The sequence below is a fragment of the Streptomyces lomondensis genome, assembly GCF_014651035.1.
Taxonomy (GTDB): domain Bacteria; phylum Actinomycetota; class Actinomycetes; order Streptomycetales; family Streptomycetaceae; genus Streptomyces; species Streptomyces lomondensis.
Genome location: NZ_BMWC01000001.1, coordinates 103,246 through 116,634 on the forward strand (window position 1 = coordinate 103,246; position 13,389 = coordinate 116,634).

A 13,389-nucleotide genomic window follows, 5' to 3' on the forward strand; every position below is an offset into this window, starting at 1 on the left:
GCGGCCGGGGGCGAGCCGGCCGGGCGGGCGGGTCCGGTTCGGCCGGGGGCCGGCCAGGCCGGGAGTGGGGCGGTGGATTCGGCCGGGAGTGGGCCTGGGGCGGGAGCCGGTCCGGTGGGCCGCGAGGAGGTGGGCCGCCCGGGAGCCGTCCCGGCCGGAGGCGCGCGCGGCGTGGTCCCCGGTCGCTCCGCGGCGCCTCCGGTGGCCGTCGCCGCACCGCTCGAGGCGCCCGCCGGACCACGGCCGGGGTGCTCTGCGGAGCCTGCTGGACCACGGCCGGGGTGCTCTGCGGAGCCTGCTGGACCAGCGCCGGGGCGCTCTGCGGCGGCCGCCGCCGGCGGATCCGTCGAGCCCCGCGCCGCGCGGCGCGGTGGTCCGGCGGTGCGGCCGGCGGCCCGCGGGTCGCGCGGGGCGCGCCGGAGTCCGACCCGCACGTCCCCGCTCGTATCGGGCGGCTGGACGCCCTGGCTCTACCTCGCCCCCGCGCTCGTCGTGCTCGGGGGACTGCTCGTCTACCCGATCTACCAGCTCGGTCTGATCTCCTTCTTCCGGTACACGCAGGCACAGGTCAGCGGCGGGGAGCCGACGACCTTCGAGGGGTTCGGGAACTACGCCGAGCTGTTCGGGGACCCGCGGTTCTGGCAAGTGCTGCTCGCCACCGTGCTGTTCGCGGCGGCCTGCGTCGTCTCCACGCTCGCGGTCGGATGCGCCCTGGCCGTACTGCTCACCCGCGTACGGGCGGTACCGCGGCTCGCTCTGATGCTGGCCGCGATGGGCGCGTGGGCGACCCCGGCCGTGACCGGCTCCACGGTCTGGCTGTTCCTCTTCGACCCGGACTTCGGCCCGGTGAACCGGATCCTCGGCATCGGCGACCATTCGTGGACGTACGGCCGTCTCAGCGCCTTCTTCCTCGTCCTGCTCGAAGTGGTGTGGTGCTCCTTCCCGTTCGTGATGGTGACCGTCTACGCGGGTATCCGCGCCGTCCCGGCCGAGGTGCTGGAGGCCGCCTCCCTCGACGGCGCCTCGCAGTGGCGCATCTGGCGCTCCGTCCTCGCCCCGATACTCCGGCCGATCCTGGTCGTCGTCACCATCCAGTCGGTCATCTGGGACTTCAAGGTCTTCACCCAGATCTACGTCATGACGAACGGCGGCGGCATCGCCGGCCAGAACCTGGTCCTGAACGTCTACGCCTACCAGCAGGCCTTCGCGTCCTCGCAGTACAGCCTCGGCTCGGCGATCGGCGTCGTGATGCTGCTGATCCTGCTCGCCGTCACGCTGGTGTACCTGCGGCTGCTGCGGCGGCAGGGGGAGGAACTGTGAATCTGCCACGCGCCCGTGTGCGCCGCCCGGGCCGGCCGGCCGCCGAGGCCTCGGCCCTGCTGATCGCGGTCGTCGTCGCCTTTCCCCTGTACTGGATGGTGCTCAGCGCCTTCAAACCGGCCGGGGAGATCGAGTCGAGCGAGCCCAGGCCGTGGACTCTCGCACCGTCCCTGGATTCCTTCCAACGCGTCTTCGGACAGCAGGAATTCGGCCGCTACTTCCTCAACAGCCTTGTCGTCGCGGGCAGTGTGGTGATCGCCTCCGCGCTGATCGCGTTTCTCGCCGCGACCGCCGTGACACGATTCCGCTTCCGCCTCCGGACCACCCTGTTGATCATGTTTCTGGTGGCCCAGATGGTGCCCGTGGAAGCCCTCACGATCCCCCTCTTCTTCCTCATGCGGGACGCCGGTCAGCTGAACACGCTGGGCTCGCTGATCCTGCCCCACATCGCCTTCTCGCTGCCCTTCGCGATCTGGATGCTGAGGGGGTTCGTGAAAGCCGTTCCGGAGGCGCTGGAGGAGGCCGCGTACATCGACGGGGCGAGCCGGGCGCGATTCCTCTGGCAGATCCTTTTCCCGCTCGTCCTGCCGGGCCTCGTGGCCACCAGCGTGTTTTCCTTCATCTCCGCCTGGAACGACTTCCTGTTCGCCAAGTCGTTCATCATCAGTGACACCTCCCAGTCCACGCTGCCCATGGCGCTGCTGGTCTTCTACAAGCCCGACGACCCGGACTGGGGCGGGGTGATGGCGGCGTCGACGGTGATGACGATCCCGGTGCTGATCTTCTTCGTACTCGTGCAGCGACGGCTGGTGTCGGGGCTGGGCGGGGCGGTAAAGGACTGACATGACCGAACTGATCCCGGCTCCCCGCAGCGTCGTCGCCGGTCCGGGCGAGGTGCGGCTGACGGAGCACTCGCGGCTCTACGCCGACACCGCGACGGAGGGCGTCGGCCACTGGCTGCGCACCGTCCTCCGGCAGGGCACCGGCCTGCCGTTGCGCGAGGGGCGGGAACTCGAAGACGCCGGCGGCGACGGCGTCGGGCTCCGGATCGACCCCGAACTCGGCCCCGAGGAATACCGCCTCGTCAGCAACGGGGACGGCATCCTCATCGAGGGCGGCGGCCCGGCCGGTGTCTTCTGGGGCGCCCAGACGCTGCGCCAGCTCCTCGGCCCCGACGCGTTCCGCAGGGCCCCGCTCCGCCGCGACCGCGCCTGGGCCGTGCCGTACCTCACGATCGAGGACGCCCCCCGATTCCGCTGGCGCGGCCTCATGCTCGACGTCGCCCGGCACTTCATGCCCAAGGAAGGCGTGCTGCGTTACCTCGATCTGATGGCGGCGCACAAACTCAACGTCTTCCACTTCCATCTGACGGACGACCAGGGCTGGCGCATCGAGATCAAGCGGCATCCGCGGCTCACCGAGATCGGCTCCTGGCGCGCCCGCACGAAAACCGGCCACCGGGCCTCACCGCTGTGGGAGGAGAAGCCGCACGGGGGCTACTACACCCAGGACGACATCCGCGAGATCGTCTCCTACGCCGCCGAGCGGCATATCACCGTCGTCCCCGAAATCGACGTACCCGGCCACTCGCAGGCCGCCATCGCCGCGTACCCGGAACTCGGCAACACCGACGTCATCGACACGACCGCCCTCTCCGTCTGGGACACCTGGGGAATCAACCCGAACGTACTCGCCCCCACTGACAACACCCTGCGCTTCTACGAGGGCGTCTTCGAGGAAGTGCTGGAGCTGTTCCCGTCGGAGTTCGTCCACGTCGGCGGCGACGAATGCCCCAAGGACCAGTGGCGGCGGTCGGCGACCGCCCAGGCGCGCATCCGGGAACTCGGGCTCGCCGACGAGGACGGGCTCCAGTCCTGGTTCATCGGGCACTTCGACGCGTGGCTCACCGCGCGCGGGCGCCGGCTCATCGGCTGGGACGAGATCCTGGAGGGCGGGCTCGCCGAGGGCGCGGCCGTCTCCTCCTGGCGCGGCTACGCGGGAGGCATCGCCGCCGCCCGGGCCGGCCACGACGTCGTCATGTGCCCCGAGCAGCAGGTGTATCTGGACCACCGTCAGGCCCCGGGCCCCGAGGAGCCGGTACCGATCGGGTGGGTGCGCACCCTGGAGGACGTCTACCGGTTCGAGCCGGTGCCGCCGGAGTTGACGCCCGAGGAGGCCCGGCACGTGCTGGGCAGCCAGGCCAACCTGTGGACCGAGGTGATGGAGGACCACGCGCGCGTGGACTACCAGGCGTTCCCCCGGCTCGCGGCCTTCGCCGAGGTCGCCTGGAGCGCCCTGCCCGCCCCGGCGGAACGGGACTCCGCCGGCTTCGAGCACCGTATGGCCGCCCACTACCGGCGGCTCGACGCCCTGGGCGTCGCCTACCGGCCGCCCGCCGGCCCGCTGCCCTGGCAGCGGCGCCCCGGGGTGCTGGGCCGCCCGATCGACGGCCCGCCCCCGAACCGGTAGCACCCGGCCGCTGCTCCCGAACAGCTCGAACAGGCCACGGAAAAAGCGCACAAGGGTCACCGAAAGTGCCAATCGGCACGCACTGGCGAACCTGTGCGAAAACGGACCATCTCCCCGGTGAGGTGGGCGAATGCCTCCTAGCGGACCCGTGTCTTCGGCTCTCGCCAAGATGTGCCAGAGTTGCCACGTCCGCCCTGTCAGCACGTACCGTACGGCAGCACAGGTGGGACCAGGTGGGGCAGCGGGAAGGGGCAGCCGGTTTGACCACGCACGCACCGCAGGCGGCGCAGGCCGTCACGCTGCCCACGACGCTGGACGAGGCCGTCGCGGCACTCACCGCCGTGCCCGCCGCCGTGCCCGTCGCGGGCGGCACCGACCTGATGGCCGCCGTCAACTCCGGGCAGCTCAGGCCCGCCGCGCTGGTGGGACTCGGCCGGATCAGCGAGATCCGCGGCTGGCAGTACCAGGACGGCCACGCGCTGCTCGGCGCCGGCCTCACGCACGCGCGTATGGGCCGCCCCGACTTCGCGGCCCTCATCCCGGCGCTCGCCGCCGCCGCGCGCGCCGCGGGCCCGCCGCACATCCGCAACGCGGGCACCCTGGGCGGCAACATCGCCTCGGCCGCCCCCACCGGGGACGCGCTGCCGGTGCTGGCCGCCCTGGAGGCGACCCTGATCATCGCGGGCCCGGGCGGAGCCCGCCGGGAGATCCCGGTGTCGCACCTGCTCGCCGGGATGGAGATGCTGCGCGCCGGTGAACTCATCGGCTACGTGCGCGTGCCGCTGCTGCACGCCCCGCAGGTCTTCCTGAAGGCGACCGGCCGCACGGGCCCGGGGCGCGCGGTCGCATCCGTCGCCCTGGTCCTGGACCCCGCGCGCCGGGGCGTGCGCTGCGCGGTGGGCGCCATAGCGCCGATGCCGCTGCGGCCCCTGGAGGCCGAGCAGTGGGTCGGCCGGCTCATCGACTGGGACAACAACCGCGCGCTCGTCCCCGAGGCCCTGAGCGCCTTCGGGGAGTACGTCGCCGCGGCCTGCATCCCCGACGCGGCCCCGGGCGAGGACGGCTCCGTACCGCAGCTCCCGCCCGCCGTACTGCACCTGCGGCGCACCGTCGCCGCGCTGGCCCGACGAGCACTGGGGAGGGCGCTGTCGTGACCGACGACCAGCACGGAGAGGGCACGCCCCGGGGTGGCAGCCGCTGGGACCCGCTGCCCCAGGGCGAGTACGACGACGGCGCCACCGCCTTCGTCGAACTGCCCGAGGGGGGCGTCGACGCCCTGCTGGCCGCCGACAGTCCCCTCGCCGCGCCCGGCCACGGCTACGTACCGCCGCAGATAACGGTCAGCCCCGCGACGACCGCCGGCACCGACCCGGCCGCCACGGGCGCGTGGCCGGTGCCCGGCGCGCCCGTCGACGGCGCCCAGTGGCACGACCCGCACGCGGCGCACCAGCAGCAGGGCCACGACGCCGGGGAGCAGCCGTACGGCACCTCCGAGGCGCCCTACGGCACGCCGTACGGCTCCGACACGGGGGCGGGGCAGCACGGCGGGAACGACCGCTTCACGTACAACCCCGGTGCCACCGGGCAGTGGAACTTCGAGGAGCCCACGGCGGCGGAGGCCGCACCCGGCCATGACGTGACCGGGCAGTGGTCCATCCCCGTCGCCGGGGGCGACCTTCCGGACGAGTCGGGCGAGTTCACCACGTCCGCCCTGGTCGAGCAGTGGGGCGGCACCCCACCGGCCACGCTCCCGGGCGGCGCGCCGGCGCCGTGGGCCACCCAGGCCGCGGGCCAGCCGTGGGGGCAGCCTCCGCAGGAGCCGGCGGGGCAGGACCAGCCCGGGGCGGGTTACCCGCACGGGCCCGAGCAGGGCCGGGGATACGACCAGGGCCATGGCCACGGGCCCGAGCAGGGCCAGGCGTACGAGCAGGGCCACGGTCATGGCCACGAGCAGGGTCATGGGCACGGGGCCGAGCAGGGCCACGGGCATGGTGGCTACGTCGAGGGGCACGAGCAGCCAGAGGCTGCCGGACCGGCCTCCGGATACGCACCGGACCAGCCGCCCGCCACGCACCTGCCGCACGAGGTGGGGTCCGTCGAGCCCGCGCACGGGCAGCCGACGGCCGGCCACGCGCCGGAGCCGTCCGGATTCGCCGACCAGGGGACGGAGCCGTCCGGCTTCGCCGACCACGGGCCGGAAGGCTCGGGTTTCGCCGACGGTGGGGCGGGGCCGTCTGGCGGGGTCGGCCACGCGCCGGAGCCCTCCGGCTTCGCCGACCACAGGTCCGAACAGCCGGGCTTCGCCGGCCACGGGCCGGAACAGCCGGATTTCGCCGGCCACGGGCCGGAGCAGCCGGACTTCCCCGACCACGCCTCGGAGGCCTCCGGTTTCCACGGCCACGGTCCGGAGCAGTCGGGCGTACCCGGCCACGGACCGGAGCAGTCGGGCGTACCCGACCCGTCCGACCCCGCCGGTCACCTGGCCGAGCACCCCGCGCCCGCTGGACACGCCCCGGAGCACCCCGGGCCAGATGCGCACGCGCCTGAGCACCTCGGGGCCGCCGCACACGCCCCGGAGCACACCGACACCGCCGGCCACGGCCACGGCCCCGAGCAGCCGTACGCCGACACCCCCGGGGAGAACCCCGAGCCCGAGCCCGAGGCGGACGCGGAAGCCGGTGCGCCGCCACACGCCGCTCACGAGGCCTCACAGCCTGCTTCCGAGCCCGGTGAGCCCGCGGACGCCCCAGGCGCCCCAGAGGGCGCTGACAGCCCCGCCGAGGCCGCTCCCGGGCCCCTCCCGGCCCTGGCGGACGCGGAGGGCGGGGCGGAGCCGGCCGACGCCCCCGACCCGGCCGCCGACGGCGAGGCGACCGACGACCCGGCGCCGGAGGACCCCGCCGCCTCGCAGGACGGGGCCGACGGCCCGGACGACCCGGCCGCCGCCCCCCACGACGCACCCGCCACGGCCCCGCAGGAGGAGCACCCCCTCGCCTCCTACGTCCTGCGGGTCAACGGCACCGACCGCCCCGTCAGCGACGCGTGGATCGGCGAGTCCCTGCTGTACGTGCTGCGCGAGCGGCTCGGGCTCGCCGGGGCCAAGGACGGCTGCTCGCAGGGCGAGTGCGGGGCGTGCAACGTCCAGGTCGACGGGCGGCTCGTCGCCTCCTGCCTGGTCCCGGCCGTGACGGCGGCCGGGAGTGAGGTCCGCACCGTGGAGGGCCTGGCCGAGGACGGGCAGCCCTCCGACGTGCAGCGGGCACTCGCGCGCTGCGGCGCCGTGCAGTGCGGCTTCTGCGTCCCCGGCATGGCGATGACCGTGCACGACCTGCTGGAGGGCAACCCCGCGCCCACCGAGCTGGAGACCCGCCAGGCGCTGTGCGGCAACCTGTGCCGCTGCTCCGGCTACCGGGGCGTGGTGGACGCCGTCAAGGAGGTCGTCGCCGAGCGCGAGGCCCACGCCGCGCCCGCCGACGGCGACGAGCCCCGTATCCCGCACCAGGCGGGCCCGGGCGCCGGTGGCGTGAACGCGTCGGCCTTCGGAGTGGCCCCGGAACCGCACGCCCCGGATCCGCACTCCCCAGAACCGCATGACCAGCCCTACGGCCAGGACGGAGGCCAGGCGTGAGCAACGAAGCAGCCACCGCGCAGGCCGCGGAGGCCGCCCCCGCCCCCGAACCACTGCCGCACGGCCTCGGCGCCTCCCTCCCTGCCGCCGACGCCCGCGCCAAGACGGAGGGCACCTTCCCGTACGCCGCCGACCTGTGGGCCGAGGGCCTGCTGTGGGCGGCCGTGCTGCGCTCACCGCACCCGCACGCGCGCATCGTGTCCATCGACACCTCCCACGCGCGCGAGATGCCCGGCGTACGCGCCGTCGTCACCCACGAGGACGTCCCCGGCAGCCCGCTGCACGGCCGAGGCAAGGCCGACCGCCCGGTCTTCGCCTCCGAGGTCGTACGCCACCACGGCGAGCCCATCGCCGCCGTCGCCGCCGACCACCCGGACACCGCGCGCATGGCCGCCGCCGCCGTCATCGTCGAGTACGAGGTGCTCGACCCGGTGACCGACCCGGAGCAGGCCTTCGAGGCCGAGCCGCTGCACCCGGACGGCAACCTGATCCGGCACATCCCGCTGCGCCACGGCGACCCGGAGGCGGCCGGCGAGATCGTCGTCGAGGGGCTGTACCGCATCGGCCGCGCGGACCCCGCTCCCATCGGCGCCGAGGCGGGCCTGGCCGTACCGCGCCCGGACGGCGGCGTGGAGCTGTACCTCGCCTCCACCGACCCGCACGCCGACCGCGACACGGCCGCCGCCGCCTTCGGCCTGGAACCCGAGCGGGTCAAGGTCGTCGTCACCGGCGTCCCCGGCGCCACGGCCGACCGCGAGGACCAGGGCTTCCAGCTGCCGCTCGGCCTGCTGGCGCTGCGCACCGGCTGCCCGGTGAAACTCACCGCCACGCGCGAGGAGTCCTTCCTCGGCCATGCCCACCGGCACCCCACCCTGCTGCGCTACCGCCACCACGCCGACGGCGAGGGCAGACTCGTCAAGGTCGAGGCGCAGATCCTGCTCGACGCGGGCGCCTACGCCGACACCTCCGCCGACGCCCTGGCCGCCGCCGTCGCCTTCGCCTGCGGCCCGTACGTCGTCCCGAACGCCTTCATCGAGGGCTGGGCCGTCCGCACCAACAACCCCCCGTCCGGCCACGTACGCGGCGAAGGGGCCATGCAGGTCTGCGCCGCCTACGAGGCACAGATGGACAAGATCGCCAAGAAGCTCGGCCTCGACCCGGCCGAGGTGCGGCTGCGCAACGCCATGGCGACCGGCGACGTGCTCCCGACCGGCCAGACCGTGACCTGCCCGGCCCCGGTCGCCGAACTGCTCCAGGCCGTACGGGACTTCCCGCTGCCGCCGCTGCCCAAGGACACGCCCGAGGACGAGTGGCTGCTGCCCGGCGGCCCCGAGGGCGCGGGCGAACCGGGCGCGGTGCGCCGGGGCGTGGGCTACGGCGTGGGCATGGTGCACATGCTCGGCGCGGAGGGCGCGGACGAGGTCTCCACGGCGACCGTCAAGGTCCACGACGGCGTGGCGACGGTGCTGTGCGCGGCCGTCGAGACCGGCCAGGGCTTCACGACCCTGGCCCGGCAGATCGTGCAGGAAACTCTCGGCGTCGACGAGGTACACGTGGCGCCCGTCGACACCGACCAGCCCCCGGCGGGCGCGGGCTGCCGCGGCCGGCACACCTGGGTGTCGGGCGGCGCCGTCGAGCGCGCGGCCAAGATGGTCCGCACGCAGCTCCTCCAGCCGCTCGCGCACAAGTTCGGCATGTCCACGGAGCTGCTCCAGATCATCGACGGCAAGATCACGTCGTACGACGGGGTCCTCTCGACGACCGTCACCGAGGCGCTGGACGGCAAGGAACTGTGGGCCACCGCCCAGTGCCGCCCGCACCCGACCGAGCCGCTGAACGAGGCCGGCCAGGGCGACGCCTTCGTGGGCATGGCCTTCTGCGCGATCCGCGCGGTGGTGGACGTCGACATCGAGCTCGGTTCCGTACGGGTCGTGGAACTGGCCGTCGCCCAGGACGTGGGCCGGGTCCTGAACCCGGCCCAGCTGGCCGCCCGGATCGAGGCGGGCGTGACCCAGGGCGTGGGCATCGCGCTCACGGAGAACCTGCGCACGCCGCGCGGCCTGATCCGCCACCCGGACCTCACCGGCTACGCCCTCCCGACGGCCCTCGACGCGCCCGACATCCGCATCGTCCGGCTGGTCGAGGAGCGGGACGTGGTCGCGCCGTTCGGGGCGAAGGCGGTCAGCGCGGTGCCGGTGGTGGCGTCCCCGGCGGCCGTCGCGTCCGCCGTGCGGGCCGCGACGGGCCGCCCCGTGAACCGGCTGCCGATCCGCCCGCAGGCCGCGGTCGTCACCGAACGGTCCTGACCGCCCGCATGGACGGGGTCGTCCTGCTCACCGGCGTCATGGCGGCCGGCAAGTCGACGGTCGCGCAGGCGCTGGCGGAGACGCTGCCGAGGGCGGCGCACGTCCGCGGGGACGTGTTCCGGCGCATGATCGTGTCCGGGCGCGAGGAGTACGTCCCCGGTGCGGACGGCGAGGCCCGGGCCCAACTGCTCCTGCGCTACCGGCTGTCGGCCGCGACGGCGGACGCCTACGCCGGGGCCGGGTTCACGGCGGTCGTCCAGGACGTGGTGCTGGGCGAGGACTTGAGGACGTACGCCGACCTGGTGCGCACCCGCCCGCTGTACGTGGTCGTCCTCGCGCCGCGCCCCGAGGCGGTGGCCGCACGGGAGGCGGGACGGGCGAAGACCGGGTACGGCGCCGGCTGGACGGTCGGCCTGCTGGACGAAGCGCTGCGTGCCCGGACCCCGCGCATCGGGCTGTGGCTGGACACCTCGGAGCTGACGGTGGGGCAGACGGTCGAGGCGATTGTGGCGGGAAGGGAACGCGCGAGGGTCGTCTGAGCGTCATGTGGGGTGGACGCGTTGTGGTCGCTGGGCACGCGTCGCTGTTCCGGGGCGTTGTCAGTGGTGGGGCGTAGTGTTCTGGGCAGTGGGAGACGGCTGCCGGGCCTGGCCGGGCGGTCTGCCGTGCTCCGCCAGGGGATGGTGAGCAAGCACATGCGGGGGAGCCCATGAGTACGACCGACGCCGGTACCGCGGTGATCACCCTGACCGAGGCCGAGCTGGACCCGTGGGTGACGCACGCGTCGACGCGGCACTGGCTGACCGGCCCCGGACTGCCGTCCGACAGCGGCGTGCTGACCTTCGCCGGGCTGCGCCGGGAGGGTCTGCGCACGGTGGGGGACTCGACGGGCGATCCGGACGACCGGCTCTCGGCGGAGCTGCGCGAGCAGCTGGTGATAGGCGGTCTGCTGGGCCCCGCGGGCCTGGAGACGGAGTCGGTCCTGCTGGACGGCGCGACGGGCGAGATCTCGACGACGCACTTCCTGCACGACCGCCCCGACCTCATGGACCGCCGCCCCCTGGCCCCCTCCCTGCGGACGCTGGTCCGCTTCGCCGAGGCGACCGACGAACTGGCGGGCCTGCGCGGCCAGTTCGCCTCCTACGCGGGCCGCTACGGCCTGAAGGCGGTGGCGGAGGCGTCCCAGCACCTCCTGGCCGTCTTCCGGGACGGGACGGACGGCGAACCGGCCCCGTTCTGGAAGATGGCGGCGCTGATCCGCCCGCTGTCCCTGGTGGCGGGCCGGGGCGGCACGTCCGGGCTCTCCCTGGACCTCCCGCACCGCCTCCTGGACCAGGAGTTCGGCCCCGGCAAGGTGGCCCGCTTCGAGGACGTCGACTTCCCCTCGACCCTCACGCACGAGCCGACCCGCCGCTTCCTGCGCGAGGTGGGCCTGCCGGAGGACGCCCACGTCTTCTCCCTGGACACGGACGTACCGCTGGCGACACTCGCCGAGTACTACGCCGAGACGGGCGCGCCGACGGAACTCCCCTCCGGCGCCCACCGCCTGATACGCCTCGGCCACCTGATCGAGGACAACAGCCTGGTCATCGACGGCGAGACGGGTGCGGTCCTCAACTGGAGCGAGCCCGAGGCGACGCTGTACCCGCTGAACACGGACGTGTCGACTCTGGCGTTCACCCTCTGGCTGCTGCACCGCGAGCGCGCGATCGACGCCCAGTCGGACCACGAGCTGACGACCGACACCTACGACCAGTTGGCCATGACGATGCTCCAGGTCCTGTCGGCGGTCGACCCGACGGGCGTCACCGCGGGCGGCGCCAGACGCCACTACTGGACGGACGCGTTCCAGGACGAGGCGGGTGGGGTGCTGTAAGCCGCCCCCGGGCCCTGGTCACGTCGGGTCCACGCGCTCAAGCCGGGTCCATCCCGCCCACCCCCGCTGCCTGAGCAGCTCGATGAGCCGGCGGGCCGAGGACACGGTGTCGAACGCCAGCGTGTCCATCAGCTCGGCGAGCACCGGCTCGATGGCGGCGTCGCCCACGTACTCCTCACCCCGCTCGTCGGCCAGCCTGGTGAGGTAGGCGGCCACCCTGTCGGCCAGCTCGACCAGCCGCGGGTCGTCGTCGTCCCGGTCGAGAGCCTCGCCCAACGTCAGATAGAAGTCGAGGAACGCCGGGTCGGCGATCTGCTCCTGCTTGCGCGCGATCCACTCCCCGACGCGCTCGGGTGAGCGTGCGGCCAGCGGGATCCACCCGTCGCGTTCGGCCCGGACGATCCGCTCGTCGACGCCGAGCGCCCGAAGCCGCTCCAGGAACCCGACCACTTCCGGGGGCAGCGCCAGACTGTCCCCGGAGACGAGACGGGCGATTCTCTCCCGGTGCCGCTGCCGTGCCTGGATCTCCGCCTCCAGCCGCCTGTCGATGTCCGCGACCGCCGCGGCGAACTCCGCCTCACCGGCCTGGAGCAACTCCCGCACCCGCGCCAGCGGGACCCCCGCCTCGGCGAGGGTCCGGATCCTGATCAGCTCGACGACGGCGCCGGCGTCGTAGCGCCGATACCCGGAGTGATCCCGCTCCGGCTCCGGGAGCAGTCCCTTGGCGTGATAGTGCCGCACCGCGCGCACGGTCACTCCCGTGTACCGCGCCAACTGGCCGATGGTCAGCATGGGACCAGTCTTGCGCAGCCGCTTCAGGAGGCCGGCCTGCCGACCGGCCCGCCTCCGCCGCGGATGATCTCGGCGATGTCCGGGGCGTGGGTGAAGACCAGCCGATGGTCGGCTTCGAGCCAGAACGTGGCGATGTCCGGCCGCACACGGAGGAGTCGCTCGACACCCGCGCGCCAGAGCCGGTTGTGCCGCGGGGCACGGTCCCCGCCGGTGCCGCCGGCGATCGCACTGGACATGATCATCCGCACGGGCTGCTCGATCTTCCCGTACCGGTCGAGGATCCGGGCCCGGACGACGTCCATCTCCAGCCCCAGTTCGAGGATGTCCTCGGCGCTGAGTGCCACCTGACGCGCGCGGTCCCTGTCCCGTTCGGCCTCGTCCCGTGCCATCGCCCGGAACTCCGCCAGATCGGTGTCGGTGATGAACGGCTCGGGCAGCGGGTTCGCGCCGTCGATGAGCACGAGCCCGGCGACGGCGTCAGGACACTCGGCGGCGTAGTGCACGGCCAGGTCGGCGCCGAGCGAGTACCCCACGAGCAGGGGCGCCGAGGGCAGCCGGACCTCCGCCAGCACGGCGAAGAGGTCGCCCAGGAAGGCGTCGAAGGAGTACCGCTCGGCGGCCGAGGCGAGGCCGTGCCCCCTGAGGTCGAAGGTCACGACGTCGTGGTCCCGCCGCAGCAGATCGATGAGCTCGGACAGGTCGGCCTGGGTCGAATTCAGCCCCGGACACAGCACGAGGGGCCGCCCCCTGCCCCCACGGGACACCGGGAGAGTGACGCCGTCGTGCCGCACGGTAAACCGCCGTAGGGCTTTCGCGCTTCTCGCAGTCATGCCGCCCATGCTGGGAGGCTGCCCCTGCGTCAGGGTCAAGCACGGAAGCGGTCCCGCTGCCACGTGGAGAGCGGCCGCGTTTTCGCGTCGGGCCGCCGAATTTTCGCTTTCCCGTCAAGCCGCCGGCGGCTAGGGTTCGGGCGCAGCGAGTGGTCCATGAGGAGCTGA

10 protein-coding genes are annotated in these 13,389 nt (G+C 73.9%); 8 read left to right on the forward strand and 2 right to left on the reverse strand.

Features of this window, described 5'->3' with window-relative positions:
- Positions 1 to 381 precede the first annotated feature (381 nt).
- From IE255_RS00400 to IE255_RS00435, 8 genes are all read left to right on the forward strand, one after another.
- Positions 382 to 1,320 (forward strand): carbohydrate ABC transporter permease, encoded by a 939-nt coding sequence (locus IE255_RS00400; protein WP_190048065.1) that lies wholly within the window; start codon positions 382 to 384, stop codon positions 1,318 to 1,320.
- Positions 1,317 to 2,162, forward strand: a complete 846-nt coding sequence (locus tag IE255_RS00405; RefSeq protein WP_190048066.1) for a carbohydrate ABC transporter permease — start codon at positions 1,317 to 1,319, stop codon at positions 2,160 to 2,162. Before IE255_RS00400 ends, IE255_RS00405 begins: the two co-directional genes overlap by 4 nt.
- Position 2,163: 1 nt before the next feature.
- Positions 2,164 to 3,789: a beta-N-acetylhexosaminidase gene (locus IE255_RS00410; RefSeq protein WP_190048067.1), complete on the forward strand. Its 1,626-nt coding sequence runs from the start codon at positions 2,164 to 2,166 to the stop codon at positions 3,787 to 3,789.
- Positions 3,790 to 4,049: 260 nt separating this feature from the next.
- Positions 4,050 to 4,943, forward strand: coding sequence for an FAD binding domain-containing protein (locus IE255_RS00415; protein ID WP_190048068.1), 894 nt, complete (start codon positions 4,050 to 4,052; stop codon positions 4,941 to 4,943).
- Positions 4,940 to 7,417: a 2Fe-2S iron-sulfur cluster-binding protein gene (locus IE255_RS00420; RefSeq protein WP_190048069.1), complete on the forward strand. Its 2,478-nt coding sequence runs from the start codon at positions 4,940 to 4,942 to the stop codon at positions 7,415 to 7,417. The genes IE255_RS00415 and IE255_RS00420 overlap by 4 nt, the downstream gene beginning before the upstream one ends.
- On the forward strand, positions 7,414 to 9,723 hold the full coding sequence (locus IE255_RS00425) for a xanthine dehydrogenase family protein molybdopterin-binding subunit (RefSeq protein ID WP_190048070.1): 2,310 nt from the start codon (positions 7,414 to 7,416) through the stop codon (positions 9,721 to 9,723). Before IE255_RS00420 ends, IE255_RS00425 begins: the two co-directional genes overlap by 4 nt.
- Before the next feature lie 8 nt (positions 9,724 to 9,731).
- The gene (locus IE255_RS00430; RefSeq protein WP_190048071.1) at positions 9,732 to 10,262 is read left to right on the forward strand and encodes an AAA family ATPase; all 531 of its coding nucleotides are present in this window, start codon (positions 9,732 to 9,734) and stop codon (positions 10,260 to 10,262) included.
- 170 nt (positions 10,263 to 10,432) lie between these two features.
- Positions 10,433 to 11,599 carry an SUKH-4 family immunity protein gene (locus IE255_RS00435; RefSeq protein ID WP_190048072.1) on the forward strand — a complete coding sequence of 389 codons (1,167 nt, stop codon included), beginning with the start codon at positions 10,433 to 10,435 and terminating at the stop codon, positions 11,597 to 11,599.
- A gap of 18 nt (positions 11,600 to 11,617) precedes the next feature.
- On the opposite strand, the gene IE255_RS00440 is transcribed toward IE255_RS00435, so the two are convergent.
- Both IE255_RS00440 and IE255_RS00445 read right to left on the reverse strand, forming a co-directional pair.
- Complete coding sequence (locus IE255_RS00440) at positions 11,618 to 12,391, reverse strand: MerR family transcriptional regulator (protein WP_190048073.1); 774 nt, start codon at positions 12,389 to 12,391, stop codon at positions 11,618 to 11,620.
- 23 nt (positions 12,392 to 12,414) lie between these two features.
- A complete protein-coding gene (locus tag IE255_RS00445) occupies positions 12,415 to 13,125 on the reverse strand; it encodes an alpha/beta fold hydrolase (protein WP_229906228.1) in 711 nt (236 codons plus the stop codon).
- Positions 13,126 to 13,389 lie beyond the last annotated feature (264 nt).